This window comes from Alterinioella sp. B-7 (assembly GCF_056857775.1).
The window spans coordinates 337,625-358,923 of sequence record NZ_JBSXNT010000032.1 but is presented as its reverse complement, the minus strand read 5'-3'; the positions used below and the strand labels follow the sequence as shown (position 1 = coordinate 358,923).

The 21,299-nt window shown below is 65.9% G+C and carries 25 protein-coding genes; 10 read left to right on the top strand and 15 right to left on the bottom strand.

Going from position 1 to position 21,299, the window contains the following annotated elements:
- Nucleotides 1-76 precede the first annotated feature (76 nt).
- The 5 genes from AC13C7_RS11400 to AC13C7_RS11380 form a co-directional block, all read right to left on the bottom strand.
- Nucleotides 77-1,489 (bottom strand): hypothetical protein, encoded by a 1,413-nt coding sequence (locus AC13C7_RS11400; protein ID WP_482867544.1) that lies wholly within the window; start codon nucleotides 1,487-1,489, stop codon nucleotides 77-79.
- A gap of 185 nt (nucleotides 1,490-1,674) precedes the next feature.
- The gene (locus AC13C7_RS11395; RefSeq protein WP_446117425.1) at nucleotides 1,675-2,409 is read right to left on the bottom strand and encodes an SDR family oxidoreductase; all 735 of its coding nucleotides are present in this window, start codon (nucleotides 2,407-2,409) and stop codon (nucleotides 1,675-1,677) included.
- Complete coding sequence (locus tag AC13C7_RS11390) at nucleotides 2,406-3,728, bottom strand: FAD-binding oxidoreductase (protein WP_172320708.1); 1,323 nt, start codon at nucleotides 3,726-3,728, stop codon at nucleotides 2,406-2,408. Before AC13C7_RS11390 ends, AC13C7_RS11395 begins: the two co-directional genes overlap by 4 nt.
- Complete coding sequence (locus AC13C7_RS11385; RefSeq protein WP_172320707.1) at nucleotides 3,725-4,150, bottom strand: GtrA family protein; 426 nt, start codon at nucleotides 4,148-4,150, stop codon at nucleotides 3,725-3,727. Before AC13C7_RS11385 ends, AC13C7_RS11390 begins: the two co-directional genes overlap by 4 nt.
- Nucleotides 4,147-5,583 carry a UbiA family prenyltransferase gene (locus AC13C7_RS11380; RefSeq protein WP_482867543.1) on the bottom strand — a complete coding sequence of 479 codons (1,437 nt, stop codon included), beginning with the start codon at nucleotides 5,581-5,583 and terminating at the stop codon, nucleotides 4,147-4,149. The genes AC13C7_RS11385 and AC13C7_RS11380 overlap by 4 nt, the downstream gene beginning before the upstream one ends.
- 273 nt (nucleotides 5,584-5,856) lie before the next feature.
- Between AC13C7_RS11380 and AC13C7_RS11375 the strand changes: the two genes are divergently transcribed.
- Nucleotides 5,857-6,861 (top strand): tetratricopeptide repeat protein, encoded by a 1,005-nt coding sequence (locus AC13C7_RS11375; protein ID WP_172320705.1) that lies wholly within the window; start codon nucleotides 5,857-5,859, stop codon nucleotides 6,859-6,861.
- Here AC13C7_RS11375 and AC13C7_RS11370 read toward each other — a convergent pair.
- A complete protein-coding gene (locus AC13C7_RS11370; RefSeq protein ID WP_172320704.1) occupies nucleotides 6,858-7,160 on the bottom strand; it encodes a DUF6476 family protein in 303 nt (100 codons plus the stop codon). The two genes, AC13C7_RS11375 and AC13C7_RS11370, sit on opposite strands and share 4 nt — an antisense overlap.
- Here AC13C7_RS11370 and AC13C7_RS11365 point away from each other — a divergent pair.
- From AC13C7_RS11365 to AC13C7_RS11350, 4 genes are all read left to right on the top strand, one after another.
- Nucleotides 7,159-8,193, top strand: coding sequence for an RluA family pseudouridine synthase (locus AC13C7_RS11365; protein WP_482867542.1), 1,035 nt, complete (start codon nucleotides 7,159-7,161; stop codon nucleotides 8,191-8,193). The genes AC13C7_RS11370 and AC13C7_RS11365 overlap by 2 nt on opposite strands.
- A gap of 176 nt (nucleotides 8,194-8,369) precedes the next feature.
- A complete protein-coding gene (rpoH, locus tag AC13C7_RS11360) occupies nucleotides 8,370-9,266 on the top strand; it encodes an RNA polymerase sigma factor RpoH (protein ID WP_172320701.1) in 897 nt (298 codons plus the stop codon).
- A 95-nt stretch (nucleotides 9,267-9,361) separates the two neighbouring features.
- The gene (locus AC13C7_RS11355; RefSeq protein ID WP_482867541.1) at nucleotides 9,362-10,330 is read left to right on the top strand and encodes a Gfo/Idh/MocA family protein; all 969 of its coding nucleotides are present in this window, start codon (nucleotides 9,362-9,364) and stop codon (nucleotides 10,328-10,330) included.
- A 97-nt stretch (nucleotides 10,331-10,427) separates the two neighbouring features.
- Nucleotides 10,428-12,098: a tryptophan halogenase family protein gene (locus AC13C7_RS11350; protein WP_446117432.1), complete on the top strand. Its 1,671-nt coding sequence runs from the start codon at nucleotides 10,428-10,430 to the stop codon at nucleotides 12,096-12,098.
- On the opposite strand, the gene AC13C7_RS11345 is transcribed toward AC13C7_RS11350, so the two are convergent.
- Complete coding sequence (locus tag AC13C7_RS11345; RefSeq protein ID WP_482867540.1) at nucleotides 12,095-13,270, bottom strand: dipeptidase; 1,176 nt, start codon at nucleotides 13,268-13,270, stop codon at nucleotides 12,095-12,097. The genes AC13C7_RS11350 and AC13C7_RS11345 overlap by 4 nt on opposite strands.
- A 117-nt stretch (nucleotides 13,271-13,387) precedes the next feature.
- Between AC13C7_RS11345 and AC13C7_RS11340 the strand changes: the two genes are divergently transcribed.
- The 3 genes from AC13C7_RS11340 to bfr all read left to right on the top strand — a co-directional run bounded on the left by AC13C7_RS11340 (nucleotide 13,388) and on the right by bfr (nucleotide 14,512).
- Nucleotides 13,388-13,654: a DksA/TraR family C4-type zinc finger protein gene (locus AC13C7_RS11340; protein ID WP_172320696.1), complete on the top strand. Its 267-nt coding sequence runs from the start codon at nucleotides 13,388-13,390 to the stop codon at nucleotides 13,652-13,654.
- Between the two features lie 127 nt (nucleotides 13,655-13,781).
- On the top strand, nucleotides 13,782-14,027 hold the full coding sequence (locus AC13C7_RS11335; RefSeq protein ID WP_172320695.1) for a (2Fe-2S)-binding protein: 246 nt from the start codon (nucleotides 13,782-13,784) through the stop codon (nucleotides 14,025-14,027).
- Nucleotides 14,024-14,512 (top strand): bacterioferritin, encoded by a 489-nt coding sequence (bfr, locus tag AC13C7_RS11330; protein ID WP_482867539.1) that lies wholly within the window; start codon nucleotides 14,024-14,026, stop codon nucleotides 14,510-14,512. Before AC13C7_RS11335 ends, bfr begins: the two co-directional genes overlap by 4 nt.
- 21 nt (nucleotides 14,513-14,533) lie before the next feature.
- On the opposite strand, the gene AC13C7_RS11325 is transcribed toward bfr, so the two are convergent.
- From AC13C7_RS11325 to AC13C7_RS11315, 3 genes are all read right to left on the bottom strand, one after another.
- Nucleotides 14,534-14,785, bottom strand: a complete 252-nt coding sequence (locus tag AC13C7_RS11325; RefSeq protein WP_446117434.1) for a hypothetical protein — start codon at nucleotides 14,783-14,785, stop codon at nucleotides 14,534-14,536.
- Nucleotides 14,786-14,873: 88 nt separating this feature from the next.
- Nucleotides 14,874-15,218 carry a hypothetical protein gene (locus AC13C7_RS11320; protein ID WP_482867538.1) on the bottom strand — a complete coding sequence of 115 codons (345 nt, stop codon included), beginning with the start codon at nucleotides 15,216-15,218 and terminating at the stop codon, nucleotides 14,874-14,876.
- A gap of 99 nt (nucleotides 15,219-15,317) precedes the next feature.
- Nucleotides 15,318-17,153: a M3 family oligoendopeptidase gene (locus AC13C7_RS11315; RefSeq protein WP_482867537.1), complete on the bottom strand. Its 1,836-nt coding sequence runs from the start codon at nucleotides 17,151-17,153 to the stop codon at nucleotides 15,318-15,320.
- A 168-nt stretch (nucleotides 17,154-17,321) separates the two neighbouring features.
- Between AC13C7_RS11315 and AC13C7_RS11310 the strand changes: the two genes are divergently transcribed.
- Nucleotides 17,322-17,636 (top strand): hypothetical protein, encoded by a 315-nt coding sequence (locus AC13C7_RS11310; protein WP_446170334.1) that lies wholly within the window; start codon nucleotides 17,322-17,324, stop codon nucleotides 17,634-17,636.
- Nucleotides 17,637-17,688: 52 nt separating this feature from the next.
- Nucleotides 17,689-18,057 (top strand): hypothetical protein, encoded by a 369-nt coding sequence (locus tag AC13C7_RS11305; RefSeq protein WP_482867536.1) that lies wholly within the window; start codon nucleotides 17,689-17,691, stop codon nucleotides 18,055-18,057.
- Nucleotides 18,058-18,062: 5 nt separating this feature from the next.
- Here AC13C7_RS11305 and AC13C7_RS11300 read toward each other — a convergent pair whose 3' ends face one another.
- The 5 genes from AC13C7_RS11300 to AC13C7_RS11280 are packed head-to-tail and all read right to left on the bottom strand — an operon-like array spanning nucleotide 18,063 to nucleotide 21,279.
- On the bottom strand, nucleotides 18,063-18,407 hold the full coding sequence (locus tag AC13C7_RS11300) for an AAA+ family ATPase (protein ID WP_172320686.1): 345 nt from the start codon (nucleotides 18,405-18,407) through the stop codon (nucleotides 18,063-18,065).
- A gap of 32 nt (nucleotides 18,408-18,439) precedes the next feature.
- On the bottom strand, nucleotides 18,440-19,474 hold the full coding sequence (locus AC13C7_RS11295; protein ID WP_482867535.1) for an endonuclease/exonuclease/phosphatase family protein: 1,035 nt from the start codon (nucleotides 19,472-19,474) through the stop codon (nucleotides 18,440-18,442).
- A 7-nt stretch (nucleotides 19,475-19,481) separates the two neighbouring features.
- On the bottom strand, nucleotides 19,482-20,165 hold the full coding sequence (locus AC13C7_RS11290) for a TerB family tellurite resistance protein (RefSeq protein ID WP_446117309.1): 684 nt from the start codon (nucleotides 20,163-20,165) through the stop codon (nucleotides 19,482-19,484).
- Between the two features lie 32 nt (nucleotides 20,166-20,197).
- A complete protein-coding gene (locus tag AC13C7_RS11285; RefSeq protein ID WP_482867534.1) occupies nucleotides 20,198-20,668 on the bottom strand; it encodes a GNAT family N-acetyltransferase in 471 nt (156 codons plus the stop codon).
- A complete protein-coding gene (locus AC13C7_RS11280) occupies nucleotides 20,662-21,279 on the bottom strand; it encodes a VOC family protein (protein ID WP_482867533.1) in 618 nt (205 codons plus the stop codon). Before AC13C7_RS11280 ends, AC13C7_RS11285 begins: the two co-directional genes overlap by 7 nt.
- Nucleotides 21,280-21,299 lie beyond the last annotated feature (20 nt).

The window sequence follows — 21,299 nt, the reverse complement described above, 5'->3', positions numbered from 1 at the left end:
ATCGCCCGGCCCCGACAAAAAAACGCCCCCGCCTGAGTAAGGTCGGGGGCGTTCTCTTGTTCCGGTCAGGTCGGTGTCAGCGCGAGGCCAGCTGGATCGCGGGGCGACCGATCGGGCCGTCGGTGTTCAGCAGGCCCGCATAGGTGCCGTCCATCAGCAGATCCTCAAGATCGACCGCCTGGCCGTTGACGAAGGCGGTGCGGCTGACCAGGCGGATGCCATGGCTGTAATCGGCATAGGCGGCCCCGTGCACCGTCGAAAGCGGCTGGATCGGGTTGCCGCCGGGGCGGTGCCAGCCATAGATCGCGACGCGGCCGGGGGCGCGGGCCAGGCGGTTGGTCAAGACCAGGTCCTTCTTCTGGCCCGAAACCAGCATCCCGAGGCGGCCGCCGGCATTGGCGCGCTGGGCCTCCACGGTGGCGTTGTGGCGCAGGAAATAGTTGGTCGAGGCCATCTGGCTGGTCGGGTCCATCGGCGAGGGCGACAGGCGCAGATCGGCCTGGGCATAGATCGCGTCGACTATGCGGGTGGTCGGCAGCATCATGTCGAAGGCTTCCGCGATCTGACCGGCGGCAGACAGGCCAAGCGGCACGCGCACGAAGTCGCGGTCGCTGCCGACGGCCAGGTAATCGGGCGTCACGCAGATGGTGATCTGGGCGCTGCGGCCATTGGGCAGGACGCCGGTAAAGCTGACCGGGGCCAGGTCGCGCAGGAAGTCGGGCACGTTGCCGCGCAGGACTTCGCGGGCGATGGCCGCGTCGCGGGTCGTGCCGGAGGCCGAGGCAAGCGTCTGGATGAAGGGGGTGCCGCCGGCCGCGTTGCCCGGACGGCGCGGAATGGCGCGCGACAGGCGGGTGGAGCAGGCATTCGCGTTACGGTCGAAGGCGGGTGCGGTCGAGACCTCGGGCGTGGCTGTTGCCAGTGTTACCGGAACGTCCGGCGTGGAGGCCACGGCCACGGCCAGGGTCGGCGCGACCTCAAGATTGGCGGGGCGCAGGGTCGGGCGCAGGCTGCTGGCCAGCACGATGCCGCCCTCGGGTGCCTCTGCCACGGTCGGGCGCTGCGCCGGACGCGCGGCCAGCACGTTTGCGGGGTTGGTCAGGTTGCGGATCGACGCGGCAAGATGTTCGATATGATCGGGGCGCGGCTGTGCCTCGACCGGCGGGCTACCGGAGATGATCGTGGGCTCGGGTTCGACCCAGGTATTGGGGGCCGGCATGACATAGTCGCTTTCAGCTTCCATCGGCGGCAGCGCGGCCAGTTCCAGACGGGCGGGCGCGTCGAAGCCCGTGGTCGGCGCGCCGGATGCGGCGGGCGGGATCGCCACGGTGCCTAGCCCGATATCCGCGATGCGGATCTCAATTGGCCTGTCCTCGACCGGTTCGATCCGCGCCACCGGGGCGAGGCGGGTCACCAGCAGGATGAGAATTGTAGCACATACGATCGCGGAGGCCGCCAGCACGACCAAGACGGCCGTCGGCGATTCCATTAGATCGGCATGACTGGTTGCGGCCCGCGGCTTGCGCAGGTTGATAAATCTGTCCCTCATGAATTTTGAAATACTCTGACAAAATTAAGGAAACAAGAAGGCGAAGATCGCGTAACCGGAAAGCCGGGTTTTCCGGCGGGTTTTCGCCGGTTTTTGCTGCGCTGCGGCGAAAATCCGCGAAAGGGTCAGATACTGGTCTTCTTGAAGATCGCCTCGGGGATGGCGCAGATGATCGACATGACCAGCCACCAGATGCGCCGCACATAGATCACGTTGCGCCCCTTTTTGACCGCGTTCACAATCGCTTCGCCGACCTCGGAGGGCTCTGCCGTCAGCGCTCCGGGCGTGTCCATTCCCGCCGTCATCGCGGTATTGACGAAGCCAGGTTGCACGGTGACGACATGCACGCCCTGCCTGGCCAACCGGTTGCGCAACCCCGACAGAAAGGCGGTAAACCCGGCCTTGGCGGAGCCGTAGACATAGTTCGACGCCCGCCCGCGATCGCCCGCGACCGAGCTGATTCCCACGATGGTGCCCGACCCGCGCGTGGCAAAGCGGTTGGCCAGCACGCCCAGGATCAGCGCGGGGCCTTCGAAATTGGCGCGGATCACGCCAAGCGCGGCCTCCACGTCATCCTCGTTCTCGGTCTGGTCGCCCAGGACGCCAATCGCGCTGACCACGATTTCGGGCAGGACCGGCAGGCCGTCGACAAAGGCCTCATGCTGCCGCACCTCCAGCGCGTCGAAATCGTGCAGGCTGACCTCGACGCCGTAGCGGGTTTGCAGGTCGTCGCGGTCGGTCCCGAGGTTCTCTGCATGGCGCGCGGCCAGCTGGATCGGGTGGCCTTCGGCGGCAAAGGCGCGGGCGGTGGCGCGGGCGATGTCGGAACGCGCGCCGAGGATGAGGACAGGGCCGGTCATAATTTCAGTCTTTCGGATTGGGAGGAGGAAAAGGCGGGGGCGAGGCCGGTCTCGCGCCGCCACGCGGCGAACGCGGCGGCGCGGGGGTCGGCGCGGGCCAGCGTGGGCGCGGGCATCCTTGCGTCCTTGGCCAGGTAGAAGCGCCCGCCATGGGCCAGAGTGATCGCATCCAGCCGGGGCATCAGATCGCGGGTCTTGCGCGTGTTCGGGAAGTCCAGCGCCAGCGTGTAACCCTCCATCGGGAAGGAGATCGGGCTGTCTTGTGGACCGAACCGCTTGAGCACCGACAGGAACGAAGCCTGGCCCGAGCCCGCAATCGCCTCCATCAGCGCGTGCAGCCCCGGCGCGCCGCGTTCCAGCGGCAACACGCATTGGAATTGCAGGAACCCGCGCCGCCCGTAGAGGCGGTTCCATTTGGCGATGGAGTCGAGCGGGTAGAAATAGCTGTCCCAGTCGACGGTGGAAATCCCGGTCTGGCGCTTGCCGTTCCAGTAATAGAGCGCATTGAAGGCGCGCACGGTCAGCGGGTTCAGCGCGAAACCGGGCAGGGGAAACGGAAAGGTGCGGCGTGGGCGGGCGGGCACGTGCAAGGGGCGGTGCCGGTGCTGCGGCGCGACCTCGGTTGCGCGCGCATGTTCGCCCACCATGACCAGCGAGCGGCCAAGCCTGTCGCCCGTCGCGGTGCAGTCGATCCAGGCGACGGAATAGGTGGCACCGAGGTTGTCCTCGAAGATCTCGATCGCGGCATCCAGGTCGCGGGCAGGGATCATCTGCTGCCGGATCCAGCCGCTCTCTACCCGTCGCAGCCGGATGGCACAGCGCAGGATCACCCCGGTCAGGCCCATGCCGCCAAGGGTCCAGTCGAAAAGCTCGGGGTTTTCACCGGCGGAACAACGCGTGACTTCGCCACCCGGTCCCATCAGGTCGATCCAGTCCACGCAGGCGCGGAAAGACCCGTCGATATGGTGGTTCTTGCCATGCACATCCGCCGCGATTGCCCCGCCAAGCGTGATCAGCTTGGTCCCTGGCGTGACCAACGGGAACCAGCCGCGCGGCAGGCAGGCGGAGATGACGTCGGCCAGGAGCACTCCGGCCTCGGCCACCAGCACGCCGGTCTCCTCGTCGAACGAGATCATCCGGTCGAAATTGCGCATGTCGATCGTGTTGCTGCGGCTGGCGGCGCTATCCCCGTAGGAGCGTCCATTGCCGCGCGCGATGGCGTGACCGCGCGCGATGACGGCTTTCAGCTCGGCCTCGCTGCGCGGCGCGCTGACGTTGCAGTCGAGCACCGGCACATTGCCCCATCCCGTCAGCTTCATCCCGCGCCCTCCAGCCGGGTGCTATCGGCAAAGACATAGCGTCGGTCGAGCAGGTATTTGGTGACATAGCCGACGGAAAGCCCCAGGACCGCGCCGACCTCGCGCATCAGATCGGTGCCCCAGATCAGCCAGAAGGCGGTTTCCGTGCCCCAGAAGATCGCCGTCGTCACCAGCCCCATCGCGGTATAGAGCGCGAACTTGGTGGAATGGGCGCGGACGCCGGTGCTGAGGTCGTAGAAGATCCAGCGCTTGTCGAGGATGTATTTCACCACCAGCCCGACGCCGGTGCCCGTGGCAACAGCCAGCGCGAAGAGGGCCGCGCCGTCGCCCCATGCCAGCACGATGCGCTGCGCCCCCAGGTTGGCGATCGTGGCGACGGCGGCGAAACCGGCATAGCGCAGGGCGAGGGTCGCGGGGCTCATAGCAGCATCGCCCCCGCGCCGAGTGCCGCCATGATCAGGATACAGATCAGGCTGGTGCGGTTGGTGACGGCATAGACCAGCGGGTCGTCATGCATCTCGCCCCGGCTGGCGACCAGCACCGCCTTCGAGACCCAGTAGAGCAGCAGCGCGCAGACCCCCCAAAGCAACACCGGCGCGGAATATCGCGCCTGGATGTCGGGCGCATTGAGGTAGAGCGCCAGCACCAGCACCGAGACGAAGCCCGACGCGGTCGCCATCTGCATGGTCAGCGGCAGATCCTCGACCGAATAGCCGCGCCCGGCCGCCGCCACGCGGCCCGAGTCGCGCATATGGACCAGCTCGGCCAGCCGCTTGACGGCGGCGAGCGAGAAGAAAAGGAATATGGAAAAGGCCAGGATCCAGATCGACAGGTCGATGCCGGTGGCGACGCCCCCGCCGATGATGCGGATCGTGTAGAGGCCCGCCAGCACGCAGATGTCGATGATCGGCTTGCGCTTGAGGAACAGCGAATAGCTCATCGTGATACAGAAATAGAGCGCGATGACACCGACGAAGGCCCATCCGAGCGTCAGCGCCACGAGGTGCCCCGCGATAAGCAGAACGGGCACCATCGCCGTTCCCAGAGGCACCGGCAACCGGCCCGAGGCCAGCGGGCGGAACCGCTTGCGCGCATGGGCACGGTCGGGGCCGAGGTCGAGCAGATCGTTCAGCAGGTAGCCCGCCGAGGCGACCAACCCGAAGGCAATGAATGCCAGAAGCCCCTGAAAGAAGGTCAGCGCGGAAAAGGAGTGATCGGCGATGATCGGCATGAAGACCAGCAGGTTCTTCAGCCATTGATGCGGGCGCATCGCCTTGAGGATCGGCCAGACGGGGGCTTCGGGCGGCGAGATATGGGTGACATCGGCATTGATGCCATCGACCTGGGCGCGGAACTTCGCGGTTGCGCCCACGGTGATTGCCGCCCCCGAGACCTTCCAGCAGGCCAGGTCGGCGGTGCTGTCGCCGATATAGGTGAAGTGATCGCCGAAGCGCTCGGCCATCAGGGCGGCCTTGGCCTCGCCCTTCAGGTTGCGGTCGGGCGTGGTGCCGTGGACCTCGTCGAACAGGCCCAGATGGTCCGCGACCTGATCGGCCAGCATCTGGTCCGAGGCCGTGACCAGCGCCGTGCGCCCGCCCTCGGCGCGCCAGGCCTCGATCCGGGCGATGACCTCCGGGTCATAGGGCAGGGTGATGACATCGACGGGGCCAAGCTCGGCGAGGCGGCGTTTCAGTGCGGGGATGCCGCGGCTGAGGCTGCGCGCGGCGATGAACGGTGCCTTCCAGTCCAGCGCCATGGCCGACCAGAGGCATTCGTAGATCATGTCGCCACGGATCAAGCTGCCGTCGAGATCGACCGCAAGGATCCTGTCCGTGGTGCTGCTATCGCGCATCATTCTGCCCGGTCTTCTTTTCTGCCTGCCACGCGCCCTTGGGCTTACCCCGTTTTCCCGAGGATTTCCCGCTTTTTCCGGACGCTTTGCGAAAGCTGGCACAGGGCTGTGACATAAGCCAGCCGAAACTATGGCGTTCCTTGGGTCTCGCGGCTCGACAGGTCAGGGGGCTTTGGCTAGGCTGACTGCCAATCATTTCAATCATTCGCGGACCCTTAGCCGATGCCGTCATATTTCCCCTCTCTTGCCGTAGCCCTGCTTGCGCTCGCCCCTCTGATGGCCAATGCGCAGGATGACGACGCGCTGGCACGATGCCTCGAGATTGCGGGCACGCCCAATGCCGGTGTGCCCATCACCCCCGAAGTCCAGGCCGAGGAGGTCGCGGCCATCCGCGAGGCCGCACCTTTCTGCGCCGAAGCCGTCGAGGCCGGGGCCACGGATGCGGCGGCGCTTTTCCACCACGGCACCGCGCTGCAACTGGTCGGCGACCACAGGGCGGCGATCGCGCAGTTCGAGGCGGCGTCGGAGGCGGGGCTTGGGGCGGCCGATACCAAACTGGGCGACTATAGCCTCTTCGGGATCGGCCCCGCGCGGACCGACCTGGACCGGGCGGCGGAGCATTACCGGCGCGGCGTCGAACGCGGCGACCTTGCGGCGATGGCGACGCTTGGCCTGCTCTACCGGATCGGACGCGGCGTGCCGCGCGATGCGGGCCGGATGGTGGAGCTGATGACGCAGGCGGCGGACGGGGGCTATCACTTCGCGCAGCTGCGATTGGGCCAGACCTACCTGACCGGCGATGGTATTCCGGGCGGCGCGGATGAGACGCTGAACATCCCCGACCGGGACCGCGCGGCGCGGTATTTCTCGATGGCCGCCGAACAGGGCAGCGTTGAGGCGGCGCTGGAACTGGCCAAGATCTATTCCGAGGCCGATGGCCCCGGCACCGGCGATCCCGATCTGCAACTGCGCTGGACGCAAACCGCCGCCGATGCGGGGCTGGCCGAGGCGGTCGGCGCGCTCGGCTTCCTCTATGAACGCGGGCGCGGGGTCGAGGCTGACCCGGAGCGCGCGGCGGAGCTTTACGTGGCCGCGCTGGAAACCGGCGATGTCGATCTGGACGGCCTGCGCGGCGAGGTCGGGGGACGGGTGCCGCCCTGGGACGACGCCACCGCGCGCGCCTTCCAGGTGATCTTGCAGGAACGCGGGCTCTATCGCGGGGCCATCGACGGCATCATCGGGCCGGGGTCACGCGCGGGCGCCGCGGCGCTGGACGATTAATCAATCGTGACGGTCTGGCGCAAGTCGCCGCTGGCCCGGTCATAGATCAGGATCAGGTCGTTCGCCGTGACCACCGCGTACCAATCGGGGCCGAAGGTCACGGCGCGGGCGCTCTCGCCCTCGGGCAGGGTGACCTGATCGGGCAGGGCGACCGGGCTGCCGCTTTCGAACCGGGTGACAAAGACCGCCACGACCGTTATCAGCCCCACAATCATCGTCACCGTCAGCACGGTCACAAGGATGCGCAGCACCCGCAGGTTCAGCGGGTCGCGGTCTTCTGTCGCCGGAGTATCGTCCATGTCAGGCCCTTCGCCAAAGATCATCACGGTCCATATCGGCCCGGAGCCGGGCAAGCGGCTTGATAAGGCACTGGCGCGCGATGTGCCAGAGGCGGCGAGCCTGAGCCGCTCGCGCCTTGCGCGCCTGTTCGCGGAGGGCGCGGTGCGGGTGAACGGCGCGGTGGCGACGGATGCGCGGGCGAAACCCGCCGAGGGCGATCTGGTCGAGATCACGGTCGAGGAAGCGGTCGAGGTCGACACGCGGCCCGAGGACATCCCGCTGGAGATCCTGCACGAGGACGCCGACCTGATCGTCGTCAACAAGCCCGTCGGCATGGTCGTCCACCCCGCCCCCGGCACGCCCTCGGGCACGCTGGTCAATGCGCTCTTGCATCATTTCGGCGGCAACCTGTCCGGGATCGGCGGCGAAAAGCGCCCCGGTATCGTGCATCGGATCGACAAGGACACCTCGGGCCTTCTGGTGGTGGCGAAATCCGACACCGCGCATCACGGGCTGGCGGCCCAATTCGAGGCGCATAGCGTCGCGCGGCACTACCTGGCGATCTGCCACGGGGTGCCGGACGCCTCGGACCCGCGCCTGCGCGGTCTGCCGGGGGTCAGTTTCGAGGCGGCGGGCGTGCTCAAGATCACGACGCAACTGGCCCGCCACAAGACCGACCGGCAGCGGCAGGCGGTGTTGTTCAACGGCGGGCGTCACGCGGTGACACGGGCGCGGGTCGAGGAGGGGTTCGGCGCGGTCGCGCTGATCAATTGCTGGCTGGAGACGGGCCGCACGCATCAGATCCGGGTGCATCTGTCCCATGCCGGGCACGCGCTGATCGGTGATCAGACCTATGGCGGGCGGCGGCGGGTGTCGGCCAAGGGCATGGGCGAGGCGCTGGCCGCCGACCTCAACGCCTTCCCCCGCCAGGCGCTGCATGCCGCGAGCCTGGGATTCGTTCACCCCGTCAGCGGCGCGCGGCTGAGTTTTTCGGCCCCGCTGCCCGAGGATATGGCGCAGCTCTTGCACCGCCTGCGCGAAGCGGCCTCGTAACATGTGCGCAATTGCACGTGAATTCACTGAAACGTGGATTGTCGTGCAAGGAACATTAAGCCTATCTTGGGGTTGATCTGATAACCGCCCCTTGAAATGGGGCCCCCACCGGCCCATCTCGGGTGTAAAGTTAAAGAGATTTACATTTGAGTCAGCCGAAACAGGGAATGAACGCGATGAGCAGCTATGCCAATCTTCCGGCCCCGTCGCCGGAACAGGGCCTCAACCGGTATCTTCAGGAAATCCGCAAATTTCCGATGCTGGAGCCCGAACAGGAATACATGCTGGCCAAACGGTGGGTGGACCATGAGGACACCGACGCCGCGCACCAGCTTGTGACCAGCCACCTGCGCCTGGCCGCCAAGATCGCCATGGGCTATCGCGGCTACGGTCTGCCGCAGGCCGAGGTGATTTCCGAGGCCAATGTCGGCCTGATGCAGGCGGTCAAGAAATTCGATCCCGAGAAGGGCTTTCGCCTCGCCACCTACGCGATGTGGTGGATCCGCGCGTCGATCCAGGAATACGTCCTGCGGTCCTGGTCGATGGTCAAGCTCGGCACCACCTCGGCGCAGAAGAAGCTGTTCTTCAACCTGCGCAAGGCCAAGGCCCGCATCGGCGCGCTGGAGGATGGTGATCTCAGGCCCGAGAACGTGGCGCAGATCGCCAATGACCTCGGCGTGACCGAGGATGAGGTGATCTCGATGAACCGGCGCCTGTCGGGGGGCGATGCCTCGCTCAACGCGATGGTCGGCTCGGATGACGGCTCGACCACGCAATGGCAGGACTGGCTGGAAGACGAAGACGCCACCACCGCCGATGACTACGCCGAGAAGGACGAGTTCGATCACCGCATGGACCTGATGAAACAGGCGATGGAGGTGCTGAACGAGCGTGAGCGCGACATCCTCACGCAGCGCCGCCTCATGGATCAGCCGGTGACGTTGGAAGACCTCTCGGGGGTCTACGATGTCAGCCGCGAGCGTATCCGCCAGATCGAGGTGCGCGCGTTCGAGAAGCTGCAAAAGAAGATGCGCGACCTGGCCCGTGAACAGGGTGTAACGGTTCCGGCCTGATCGGTCCGGCGAGACGGAAATCAGGGGCCTGCCTTTTCGGCGGGTCCTTTTTGCGGTTAGGTGGCCGGGAAGAGAAACCGGAAAAGGGGGCAGAGATGACAGAGATCACACGTTGGGGCATTCTGGGCGCGGCGGATTTCGCCCGCACCACCATGGGCCCGGCCATCCACAATGCCGAAAACGCGGTGCTGGCGGCGGTAGCGACGCGCGATGCGGCCAAGGCGGCCCCCTTTGCCGCGCTGGCGCCGGGGCTGCGGGTGCATGACAGCTATGACGCGCTGCTGGCCGATCCGGAGATCGACGCGGTCTATATCCCGTTGCCCAATGCGCTGCATGTGGAATGGTGCGAGAAGGTCGTGCGGGCAGGCAAGCACGTCTTGTGCGAGAAACCCATCGCCATGACGGTCGAGGAGATCGACCGCCTGATCGCGCTGCGCGACGAGACCGGGCTGATGATCGCCGAGGCCTACATGATCCCGCATCACCCGCAATGGCACTTGGTGAAGTCGCTGCTGGCGGACGGGACCATCGGCACGCTGCGCCATATCGAGAGCTATTTCAGTTTCGGCCTGGACGATCCCGCAAACATCCGGCTCGACCCCGACCTGGGCGGCGGCGTGACGCGCGATATCGGGGTCTACACGCTCGGCTCGGCCCGGCTGGCGACAGGGCGCGAACCGGTGATCGAGGCGGCGCGGCTTGGCTGGCAGGGCGGGGTCGATGTGTCGGCCCGGATCTGGGCCAGCTTCGGCGACGTGACCTGCGCCTGCCACATGAGCATGAGGACCACCCGGCGCCAGATGGCGATCTATCACGGCAGCGGCGGCTATATCGAGATGCAGGCCCCCTTCAACCCGATCTCGCATCGCGAGGCTTCCGTGCGGGTGGTCACGCCGGACGGGGTCGAAACCCTGACCCGGCTGCACCACGCGCGCCAGTATGTCACCCAGGTCGAGGCGTTCGGGCGCTCGGCGGCCACGGGCGCGGATTACCCCGTCCCGCTGGAGTTCTCGCGCGGGACCCAAGTGGCGCTGGAAGCCGTCTTTGCCGCCGATGCCGGGTGATCGGGATTGGACAGGTGTGATGCCCATGCGTAGAGTGCCCTTGGGTCAATAACCCGCGAGGGTTGCAACCCTCGCGGGGCGAAGCCGGGGGGACAGCATGGGCGAACCGATCAAATCCATCACCATCGTGGGGGGCGGCACGGCGGGCTGGATGACCGCGCTGATCCTGCAAAGCTACCTCAGCCGCGCGGCGACCGGGGGCAAGGCGGCCAGGATCACCTTGATCGAGTCGCCCAATATCCCCACCGTCGGCGTCGGCGAGGCGACGGTGCCCGGAATGCCGCGCACCCTGCGCACGGCGGGCCTGTCGGAGCAGGAATTCTTCAAGACCTGCAACGCCTCCTTCAAGCTCGGTGTCCTCTTCGCCAATTGGAATACCGATAAGCATGGCCGCCAGGTCGATTACGTGAACCCGTTTTCCGGCCCCGGCGTGATCGACGGGATCGAGCAGGCCTATTACTACCTGCAGCATGGCGCGGGCGGGCAGGATTTCACGCAAATCTTCTGCCCGCATACCGACCTGGCCCGCGCCGGAAAGGGGCCGCGCCCCCTGGGCGAGAAGCCCTATACGATGAAGATCGGCCATGCCTATCACCTGGACGCGGGCAAGTTCGCAAACATGGTGCGCGATATCTGCGTCGAACGCGGCGTGCAGCATATCCGCGAGGACGTGCTGGATGTCGAACAGGACGAACGTGGCTATGTCTCGGCGCTGCAACTGGACAAGACCGGGCGGCACGAGGTGGAGCTTGTGGTCGACTGCACCGGCTTCAAGGGCGTCATCATCAACCAGGTGATGAAGGAGCCCTTCATCGACTACTCAAGATACCTCGCCAATGACCGCGCCATGGCGGTGCAGATCCCGCATCCCGACCCGACCAGGATCCCCTCGATGACGCGCGCCTATGCGCTTGGCGCGGGCTGGTCCTGGCGGGTGCCGCTCTTCAACCGGATCGGCACCGGCTATGTCTATTCCTCGGCGCATCGCACCGATGAGGAGGCGCGCGACGAGTTCGTGGCCCATCTGGGCGACACCTGGAACGGGGTCGAACCGCGCGTCATTCCGATGCGGATCGGGCGCAATCAGAATGCCTGGGTCAAGAACGTGGTTGCCGTGGGCCTGTCCGGCGGCTTCATCGAGCCGCTGGAATCCACCGCCATCCACATGATCGACACCGCCGTGCGCTGGCTGGCGATCTATTTTCCCGACAGCGACTACGCCGAGCCGCTGCGCAAGCATTACAACAAGCTCGTTGGCAACCTCTATGACGAGGTGCGCGATTTCATCTGCCTGCACTATGCGCTCGGCAATCGCACCGACAGCCAGTACTGGATCGACGCGCGCGAGGGGCTGGAGGTGCCGGACAGCCTGGCCGAAAACCTGGAGGTCTGGCGCTACGCGCTGCCCGGCCCCTATGACCTGAAATTCGACTCGCTGTTTTCTGCCGGGACGTATCAGGCGGTTCTGCTCGGCAAGAAGGTCTACGAGACGGGCTTTGCCGCGCCCTCCTTCGCCAAGAACCTCTCGCTCAGCACCGAGCTGTGGCAGCGCCACCTCGCCAAAGCGCGCGAGACCTCGAAAATCCTGGTGCAGAGGATGGCGGATCACCACACGCTGCTGCTGGAGTTGCGTGGCGAGTTGCAAAAGCCCGCCCCGGCCCCGAATTTCGTGACCGCGCAGCCGACGGTCGCCATGCCCGGCACGCCGGTGATGACACGCAAACCGACGCCGCCCGCGCTGGATGAGGACGGCGCCAGCCTGCTTTAGTCAGGAAGCCGGTCGCGCAGCACGCGGACCATGTTTTCGCCCATCACCTTGCGGATCTGGGTCTCGCTGGCACCGGCGCGGAGCAGCGCATCGGTCAGCGCGGCCAGTTCCGAGGTGTCGAAGGCGGTGGCCACCGAGCCGTCGAAATCCGACCCGAGCGAGACGTTATCCTCGCCCACCACCCCGATCGCGGCCATGATCGTGGCGGCGATGCCATCGGGGCTGTCGTCGCAGGTCACGTCGGCCCAGTAGCCGATGCCGATCACGCCGCCGGTCGCGGCGATCTCGCGCATCAGATCATCGGGGAAGTTGCGGTTGGTGTCGCAGACCGAGCGGATGCCGGTATGGCTGACAATGAGCGGCATATCGGCGATTGCCAGCACGTCGCGCGCCACCTGCGTGCTGGAATGGGCGAGGTCCAGAACCATGCCGCGCGCGGCGACCTCGGCCACCAGTTCGGCGCCGAACTCGGTCAGGCCCCCGTTGCCGATGCCGTGCAGCGACCCGCCAGCCGCGTTGTCGAAGAAATGTTGCAGCCCGATGACGCGGTAGCCTGCGTCCTCCAACGCATCGAGATTGGCAAGGTCGCCTTCCAGCGCATGGCTGCCCTCGATCCCCAGAAGCGCGGCGGTGACATCCTCGCCCGCCTCGCGCGCCTCCAGAACGGCGTCGAGCCCGCCGCGCGTGGTCACGAGGCGCAGCGCACCCTCTGACGCGTCCTCGAACCCCTGCAACCGTTCGGCCTGGTAGAGCGCGCGTTCCAGCAGGCTGTCCCAGGTGCGTGGCGGCCAGAGCTGGCCCATGGCAAGCAGGGTGATGTTGTCGCGCGCGTCGCGCTCGTTCTCGTCGTAATTCAGGCCGGCGGGGCTTTTCGTGACGGCGGTGAAGACCTGGATGGCGACATTGCCCTCCTGCAAGCGCGGCAGGTCGACATGGCCCCGGTCGCCGCGTTCCAGCAGGTCGCGGTCCCACAAGAGGCTGTCGGCGTGCCAGTCGCCGATGGTCAGGGTGCCATGCAGCGCCGCCGCCTCCTCCGACACCGGGTAGGGCTCATGCTCGGCCACCGCGTTGCGGCTGTTTTCGACATAGCCGGGGCCAAAGACCAGGAAGAGGCCGAGCGCCACCAGAACCAGGAGGATGATCCGTCCCAACCATTTCCCCAAACGCCGCATGATCCGATCCTCCGCGTTGCGATTGGGGCCGACGCTAGGCGCGGGAGGCCCGCCTTGGCAAGACGGGGTGGCGATCCTAGGTTCTAGGGGGACGCGACGTAAGAGGGAGAGAGCATCATGGCCGGAGGATGGGCAAGGGACGGTGCGGTCGGCGAACAGATCGACGCCTCGATCCAGGATGAACTGGCGCGGATGAAGGCGCGCAAGACTCCCCAGGGTGAAAGCCTGACCCATTGCGCCGAATGCGAGGAGCCGATCCCCGAGGCGCGGCGCAAGGCCATTCCCGGTGTCAAGCTCTGCATCGACTGCGCCTCCGAGCGCGATGGCGGCTACCGAGAGGCCGGGTTCAACCGGCGCGGATCGAAAGACAGTCAGTTGAAGTGAGCCGCTGGCTGCGGCGTTTTGCCTGACAGAAGTGATCGGGATTGACAAAGCCGACAGAATCCATCAGGTAAGCGCTGCGCACCAGCGAAACGATGTTCCTTTGCCCGCTGACCGGGACGCCACGCCCATGATGATCTGCCACTGCAATTCGATCCGCGACCGCGACATTCACGCCGCCATCTCCTGGATGCGCGCCGCCGACCCCGCCACCATCATCACGCCCGGCAAGGTCTATCGCGCGCTCGGCAAAAAGGCCGATTGCGGCGGTTGCCTTCCGCTCTTCATGCAGGCCATGCTGGAGGCACCGGGTATGGAGGTTCCCGCAAATCTGAGGGGCCTTCGCAGAGTAGACATGGAAAGGAACCAGGCATGAAGGGCGACGCGAAAGTCATCGAATATCTCAATGCCGCCTTGCGCAGCGAGTTGACCGCAGTGAGCCAGTATTGGCTGCATTACCGTTTGCAGGAGGATTGGGGCTACGGCCATATCGCCGACAAGTCCCGCGCCGAAAGCATCGAGGAGATGCACCATGCCGACAAGCTGATCACACGCATCATCTTCCTGGGCGGGCATCCCAACCTGCAAAAGCTGGACGCGCTGCGCATCGGCGAAACCCTCAAGGAAACCATGGAGGCGGACCTCGCCGGTGAGCATGACGCGCGCAGCCTCTATATCGAGGCGCGCGACCATTGCGAGGTGGTCAAGGATTACGTCTCCAAGGACCTGTTCGAGGACCTGATCGCGGATGAGGAAGGGCACATCGACTTTCTCGAAACGCAGATCGAGCTGCATGACCGCCTGGGTGAGGCCAATTACGGGCTGCTTCAGGCCAAACCGGCCAGTGACGCCGAGGGATAACCCCGGCCTGCGCCCGCCCGATCAGTCCCGGCGGGCGCGCAACCACCGGATGAGCGGCTTGACGTCCAATGCCGCCACGGCCACGCCAAGCGGAAACATCCACAGCCCGAACACAGGCAGGAAGGCCAGCAGGCCACCCGCCATCAACACCAGCCCAAGCAGAAGCCGCAGCCCCGGCGGGACGTGACGGCGCACCCAGACCAACGCACGCAGGATGCGCTGCCGGAGGGCGCGCCATTGCAGGCGCAGATAGTCGCGCGGTGGCCGGGTCATGCCGGACAACCGGTCAAACCGGGCGTGTCGAGTGAGGCGGGGGGCGTCAAATGCGGCTCCGTTTCCGGTGGGTGTCAGGCGGCTTTCGTCAGCGCAGGCGTGTGCATTGCCCGCGAATGGGGCGCGGATCCAGCCGGAAATGGGTGTCCGGGTCGATCCAGACAACCAGGCTGCTGCCCCAAAGCGAACTCATGACCTCGCCCTCCAGTTCCCCGATCAGGGCTGGATCGTCCGCGAGGATCCCCGTCCAGGTGAGATGCGCCAGCCGGATCGAACTCGGCGTCTCGACGATCCGCCCGGTTCCGCCGGTTTTCTCAAGGGCGTATTGCCCGAAGACCTGCCCCCGCATCTCGCTCTCGCCAAAGCGCGGGCTGGCGAGGGTCAGGTCGGACGCGGCGCGAAAACGCGCGCCTGCCGCGTAGGTGATCGTCATCCGCGACGGCCCCCTCATCCTCGATACAGGACCAGGTGCCGGTCAGGGACTGCGCGCCGACGGGGGGTGCCAGCAGCAGCGCCGCCAGCGCTCCCTTGATCACTCCATCGCCTCAAGCTCGTCGATCAGGCTTTCGATCATCGACAGGCCCTTGTCCCAGAAGGCGGGGTCGCTGGCATCGAGGCCAAAGGGGGCCAGAAGCTCCTTGTGGTGCTTGGACCCGCCGGCTTTCAGCATCTCGAAATACTTCTCTTCGAAACCCTCCGCCCCTTCCGCGTAGACGGCATAGAGCGCGTTCACCAGCCCGTCGCCGAAAGCGTAGGCATAGACGTAGAAGGGGGAATGGACGAAATGCGGGATATAGGCCCAGAAGGTTTCATACCCGTCCATGAAGTCGAAGACGGGCCCGAGGCTTTCGGCCTGCACGCTCATCCACAGCGCGTTGATGTCGTCGGGGGTCAGTTCGCCTGTCGCACGCGCCGCATGCAGCTTGCACTCGAAATCGTAGAATGCGATCTGGCGCACGACCGTGTTGATCATGTCCTCGACCTTGCCCGCCAGCAGCACCTTGCGCTGTTCGGGGGTTTCGGCGGCGTCCAGCAGCTTGCGGAATGTCAGCATCTCGCCGAAGACGCTGGCGGTTTCGGCAAGCGTCAGAGGCGTGGAGGAGAGAAGCTCGCCCTGTCCCGCAGCCAGCCGCTGATGCACGCCGTGGCCAAGCTCATGCGCCAGCGTCATCACGTCGCGTGGTTTGCCGAGATAGTTGAGCAACACGTAAGGATGCGCGTCGGCGACGGTGGGGTGCGCGAAGGCACCGGGGGCCTTGCCTTCCTTGACGGCGGCGTCGATCCAGCCCTTGTCGAAGAAGGGTTCCGCCAGGTCGGCCATGCGGGGGTCGAAGGCCGAATAGGCCTCCATCACCGTGCTGCGCGCCTGGCTCCAGTTGACCAGCGCGGTGTCCTCCATCGGCAGCGGGGCGTTGCGGTCCCAGACCTGCATCGTCTCCAGCCCGAGCCACTTGGCTTTCAGCGCGTAGTAGCGGTGGCTGAGGCGCGGATAGGCGGCGACGACGGCATCGCGCAGGGCCTCGACGACCTCGGGCTCCACGTGGTTGGCCAGGTGGCGGCCTGCTTGCGGGGTGGGCAGCTTGCGCCAGCGGTCCTCGATCTCCTTTTCCTTGGTGATCGTGTTGTGGACGCGCGCGAAGAGGCTGACCCGCGCCTGGAAGGTCTCGGCCAGCGCGCGGGCACCAGCCTCGCGCTTGGCGCGGTCCTGTTCGGTCAGCAGGTTCAGCGTGGCCTCGATGCCCAGTTTCTCGCCATCCACGTCGAAACTCAGCCCCGCGATGGTCTCGTCGAACAGCTTGTTCCACGCGGCAGATCCCACGGTGGATTGGTCGTGCAGGAACTTCTCCAACTCATCCGACAGCTGGTAGGGCTTCATCGCGCGCATCCGGTCCAGCACCGGGCGGTAGCGGGCGAGGTCGGCATTGGCGGCCATGAGCGCCTCGTAGGCTTTGTCCTCGATGCGGTTGAACTCGAGGCTGAAGAAGACCAGCGGCGTGGTGGCGGTGGTGATCGCCTCCTGCATGTCGGACATGAACTTGGTGCGCGCGGGGTCGGTGGTGTGCTGGTAGTAGCGCAGCCCCGCGAAGGACATCAGGCGGCCCGCGATCATGTCGATCTTCTCGTAGCGGTGCACGCAGGCGAGCATGTCATCGGCGCGCAGATCGGTCAGCTTGCCTTCGTAATCCGTCGCGAAATTTGCGCATTCCGTCATCAGCCAGTCTCGGTCGCGGGCGATCTCGGGCGCGTCGGGCGAGGTGTAGAGGTCGCTCAGGTCCCATTCCGGCAGGTCGCCCAGGTCCTTGCCCCCGGTATCGGCATGGGCATCGGAAAGCGGAGCGGGCTGGCGGGTGGTGAACGTGAACATCATCAAGACCTCGTTTCGAATGGGTTTGGCAGAGATATGCGGGCGGGCAGGGGCTTTGGCAATGGGGGGCGGCGGTTCCGTTTTTCGTGCAATAGTGGAATTTCTGCCGTAACCTGTGTGCATGAGGCCCTTTCGCGCAGATTTTTCGCAATGGAATGAAGGGGAGAGATCATGAACAGACCGATATTGGCCGTTTCTATCGTGCTTGCGGTCGGCGGCGTGGCGGGATGCGAATTTTCGGGCGATTCCGCCTTTCCGGTGAGGCAGTACAGCACCGTGGCGAACCGAGACCTGGTGGAGATCATCCGGTATCAGGGACGCGCCTACGAGGTGCAGGACATCACGTTCGAATATAGCGGCGGGCGGATCGAGACCCGGCGCTATGTCATCATCGGGATGCGGCGGGTCGCCTGTGATGGCGAAGACTGCCAGAATGCCCTGGAACGCGGCCTTGCCAATACGAATGAGGGCGACGACGATTATTGATGCCGCGCGGGGCGATCGGCCCTCCCTCGTGCAGAATGAAGGGGAAAAACCCGTGCAGAAAATCCTTGCCGCCCTGGTGGTGACCATGGGCCTGAGCGCCTGCGATTCCGGTATCGTCGCCACCAACCGGACGAATCTCCTCAACGAGGCCATGGGCGATGTCGTGGAGCGAAGCGAGGGCGCGGCCATTACCGTCGATGGTCAGACCTACCTGGTGACGCGGGTCGAACGGACCTTCACCGACGATGACAGCTATAGCCAGTATTACGGCCAACGCCGGACGATCTATTACGATGAGATCAACGTGCGCGGGGTTCCGGTGGACTGTTTCCGGGTGCAGGACTGCGCCCAACAGGTGCGCGAGCAAATCGCCCGGCAATCGGATCGCCGTATCCCGGTCGATGACGGCGACCAGATGTAGATCTGTCAGAGGTCGACAGGCTCGGTCGTCGGCTCTTCCCCGGCCTCGGGGGCATCCTCGGGGGCATCCTCGGGGTCGGTGCGGCGGCGGATCAGGATATCGCCATTGGGCAGCATCTCGGGCGCGTGATAGGCCGAAAGATCGTCGATCATGCCGCTCAGATCCTGCAACAGCGGCAGCATCTGTTCCTCGAAGACGGGGCGCATCTCATCCACCAGACCCTCAAGGATAAGGCGCGAGCCCTCGGACAGCAGGCCGAAGCCGTCACGGATACCCGGCTCCTCCGTCTCCTGCGCGGTGGCGGGCAGGGCGAGGGTCAGGCAAAGGGCGGCGGGCAGGATCTGTTTCATGGCTCTGAATATGGGCGGGCAGAGGCCGCGTTTCAATCCTGCGCTGCAAGCTGAACCGTGACCGGGAAATGGTCCGATGCGGTCAGCAGTGCCTTGCAAAGCGTATCGTCGCGCCAGCAGGCGGGGTCGTCGAACGGGTGCCAGATACGCCAGCCTGATGCACGCGGGCGCATGAGCGGGCAGACCATGAGGTAATCCAACAGCGCCGAGAGGTAGCGGTTTTCGTCGCGCAGGTAGAACCGCGCCGTGGCCGGTTGGGCGGCGATCCTGCTTTGCAGGGCGCGCGCGGCATGGGGGTCGTATAGCTGCATCTCGTCGGGCAGGTCGGAGCCGAGGATCACCTCCACCCCCGAGCGGCCGAACAGCTCCTCGAATTCATCCAGCCCCGGCCCGTCATTCAGGTCGCCCGCCAGGATCAGCGGGTCGCCTTCCTCAAGGTGATGCGTCACGCGGGCGCGCAGCCAGATACATTGCGCCAGTTGCTTGCGCCGGTTGGCGATGGCCAGGCGCATCATGTCATCGCGGTTGCGCGCGCCATGCGGCGCTTTCGATTTCACATGGGCCCCGATCATGCGGAAACCGCCCTGCGCGGTCTCGATCGCGGCCTCCAGCGGCGGCTTGGAAAAGGTGATCAGGTCTTCTGTCGCGTCGATATCCAGGTCGATGCGGAAGGTGCTGTCGAAGCGCGGCGGGTTGCGCGAACCCTTCTTGCCGGTCTCGAACCCGACGGGATCATGGCGCGCCGACATCATGTCGGGATCGTAGAGCAGCATGATCTCCTGCTGCGTGTCATTGGGATAGCCGATCAGCACCTCGCGCGCCCGGATACCCGCCAGCGCCGCGAAATTGGCCAAGGCAAGCGCCCCGTCGCGGTGGCGCGAACTGTCCGGCGCCTCGATCACCATCACCGCGTCGGCGTCGATGGCGCGGAAGACCTGGGCCAGCGCCGCGATCTGGTCCTCGCGCGTGACATCCTGCCGCCCGGACCAGCCGCCATCGTCCAGAAGCGCGCCCGCGTCATCGAAGAGGTTGGCGAACCATTCCACGTTATAGGTGGCGATGCGCATCGCGGTTCTACCCCCCGTGATGTGTCTGGATTTCTTCCCAGGCGTTGTTGATGGCAATGAGGCGGGATTGCGCCAGCTTGATCGCCTCCTCCGGCACGCCGCGCGCCATCATCCGGTCGGGATGGGTGTCGCGCACGAGGCCGCGCCAGACCTTGCGGATATCTTCCAGCGACATGGTGCTGTCGACGCCGAGAACGGTATAGGGATCGGGGCGCGCATCGGGCACGTTGCGCGCGCGCAGGGCGGCGAACTCGCGCTTGGTCATGCCGAAGATCTCGGCCACGCGGGCCAGGAACAAATCCTCGTTCGGGTGATAGGTGCCATCGGCCACGGCGATGTGGAAGAGGCCATCCATCAGGTCGGACAGGACCGCGCTGTCGCTGTGGAACATGGCGGCGATCTTGCGCGCGTAATCCTCGAACCCCGCCACATCCTCGCGCGCCAGGTTGAAGACGCGGGCCGCCGATTTCTCATCGGCCTGCGGAATGGCAAAGACCTCGCGAAAGGCGGTGACCTCGTTGCGGGTAACGCGCCCGTCGGCCTTGGCCATCTTGGCCCCGAGTGCAATGACGGCAATGGCGAACCCCACGGTCAGTTCGGGCGGCTTGCGCAGCTTGTCGAACATCGCGCCGAGCCCCTCGCCGGAGGCAAGGGCAGAAAGCGCTTCGGTGATCCGGGTCCAAAGTGACATGGGGGCCTGTCTAACGCTTGCGACCGGAAATGTCAGAGGAATTTCTGCATCAGCACAAGATCGTGCCAGCGCCCGAATTTCCAGCCGACCTGGGGCAGGCGGGCAATCCGGGTGTATCCAAGGGTCGCGTGAAAGGCGATGCCATCCGCGTTTTCGCCGGAGATCGCGGCGATGAGGGAATGTGTGCCAGCAGTGCGGGCGTGATCCTCCAGCCGCGTCAGCAACGCCCGGCCAAGCCCGCGCCCCTTCGCGTCGTCCGCGACATGGATCGAGTGTTCCAGCGTGTGGACATATCCCGGCCCGCCCCGAAACTGGAACGCGGTGGCAAAGCCGGTCACCCGCCCGCCCGATCGTGCCACGAAAAAGGGCTGGCGGGCGATTGCCCCGGCCACATCCACCGCGGTTTTCTCGACGGTCGTGAAGGTGGCCACGGTGTCCCGGATCACCACGTTCCAGAGCGCCGCGATGCCCTCGGCGTCAGCGGGCGTGGCGGCGTTTACCACAGATCGACATCGTCCGACCGGGTGGAAAACAGCGCCCGTATCTCGGGCTGGTCGCCTTGCCGGACGGCAATCCGGTCGTCACTGATCAGCGGGGCCAGCGCGGCCCTCAGCGCGTCGGCCTCGGGGTGGTAGAGGACCATCTCCTTGAGACGCACGCCCGCATCGGGCAGCCGCTTGGCCGGGTGCGCCGCGCCCTGCCATTCGATCAGCGCGGGAAAACAGCCGTCGAAGGGCAGGCACCCATCCTCGGGGATGGTCATGCGCCAGCGAAACTCGGCGCGCTCCAGGTCCCAGACCTTGCCGATGCCGTCCGGGGCCAGTGCCATGGCCGCCTGCAAATCGTCGCAGCGGCAGATCCAGTTGGTCACGCGTGGGGGGCCATCGAACCGGTCCAGGTCGAACCAGCGCGGCTGATCGGGGCCGGGGGCGTCGGGGTCGATGGCGATGACCTCGAGATATTCGCCGCCGCCGAGCGACAGCAGACGGTTATGCGTGCCCATGTGGGGGTGCTTGCCCTCGGGCGACAGGCGGACGCCCAGGGCCTCCTCGACATGCGCCACGCCCGGCCGTAGCGGGTCGCAGGATATCGCGAGGTGGTCGAATGTCAGCATGGCGGCGGCTCCGGGCGTTG

Coding starts and splice junctions, on each gene's coding strand:
- AC13C7_RS11400 (WP_482867544.1), bottom strand. CDS start 1,489: ATGGAATCGCCGACGGCCGTCTTGGTCGTGCTGGCGGCCTCCGCGATC.
- AC13C7_RS11395 (WP_446117425.1), bottom strand. CDS start 2,409: ATGACCGGCCCTGTCCTCATCCTCGGCGCGCGTTCCGACATCGCCCGC.
- AC13C7_RS11390 (WP_172320708.1), bottom strand. CDS start 3,728: ATGAAGCTGACGGGATGGGGCAATGTGCCGGTGCTCGACTGCAACGTC.
- AC13C7_RS11385 (WP_172320707.1), bottom strand. CDS start 4,150: ATGAGCCCCGCGACCCTCGCCCTGCGCTATGCCGGTTTCGCCGCCGTC.
- AC13C7_RS11380 (WP_482867543.1), bottom strand. CDS start 5,583: ATGATGCGCGATAGCAGCACCACGGACAGGATCCTTGCGGTCGATCTC.
- AC13C7_RS11375 (WP_172320705.1), top strand. CDS start 5,857: ATGGCCAATGCGCAGGATGACGACGCGCTGGCACGATGCCTCGAGATT.
- AC13C7_RS11365 (WP_482867542.1), top strand. CDS start 7,159: ATGTCAGGCCCTTCGCCAAAGATCATCACGGTCCATATCGGCCCGGAG.
- AC13C7_RS11370 (WP_172320704.1), bottom strand. CDS start 7,160: ATGGACGATACTCCGGCGACAGAAGACCGCGACCCGCTGAACCTGCGG.
- rpoH (WP_172320701.1), top strand. CDS start 8,370: ATGAGCAGCTATGCCAATCTTCCGGCCCCGTCGCCGGAACAGGGCCTC.
- AC13C7_RS11355 (WP_482867541.1), top strand. CDS start 9,362: ATGACAGAGATCACACGTTGGGGCATTCTGGGCGCGGCGGATTTCGCC.
- AC13C7_RS11350 (WP_446117432.1), top strand. CDS start 10,428: ATGGGCGAACCGATCAAATCCATCACCATCGTGGGGGGCGGCACGGCG.
- AC13C7_RS11345 (WP_482867540.1), bottom strand. CDS start 13,270: ATGCGGCGTTTGGGGAAATGGTTGGGACGGATCATCCTCCTGGTTCTG.
- AC13C7_RS11340 (WP_172320696.1), top strand. CDS start 13,388: ATGGCCGGAGGATGGGCAAGGGACGGTGCGGTCGGCGAACAGATCGAC.
- AC13C7_RS11335 (WP_172320695.1), top strand. CDS start 13,782: ATGATGATCTGCCACTGCAATTCGATCCGCGACCGCGACATTCACGCC.
- bfr (WP_482867539.1), top strand. CDS start 14,024: ATGAAGGGCGACGCGAAAGTCATCGAATATCTCAATGCCGCCTTGCGC.
- AC13C7_RS11325 (WP_446117434.1), bottom strand. CDS start 14,785: ATGACCCGGCCACCGCGCGACTATCTGCGCCTGCAATGGCGCGCCCTC.
- AC13C7_RS11320 (WP_482867538.1), bottom strand. CDS start 15,218: ATGACGATCACCTACGCGGCAGGCGCGCGTTTTCGCGCCGCGTCCGAC.
- AC13C7_RS11315 (WP_482867537.1), bottom strand. CDS start 17,153: ATGATGTTCACGTTCACCACCCGCCAGCCCGCTCCGCTTTCCGATGCC.
- AC13C7_RS11310 (WP_446170334.1), top strand. CDS start 17,322: ATGAACAGACCGATATTGGCCGTTTCTATCGTGCTTGCGGTCGGCGGC.
- AC13C7_RS11300 (WP_172320686.1), bottom strand. CDS start 18,407: ATGAAACAGATCCTGCCCGCCGCCCTTTGCCTGACCCTCGCCCTGCCC.
- AC13C7_RS11295 (WP_482867535.1), bottom strand. CDS start 19,474: ATGCGCATCGCCACCTATAACGTGGAATGGTTCGCCAACCTCTTCGAT.
- AC13C7_RS11290 (WP_446117309.1), bottom strand. CDS start 20,165: ATGTCACTTTGGACCCGGATCACCGAAGCGCTTTCTGCCCTTGCCTCC.
- AC13C7_RS11280 (WP_482867533.1), bottom strand. CDS start 21,279: ATGCTGACATTCGACCACCTCGCGATATCCTGCGACCCGCTACGGCCG.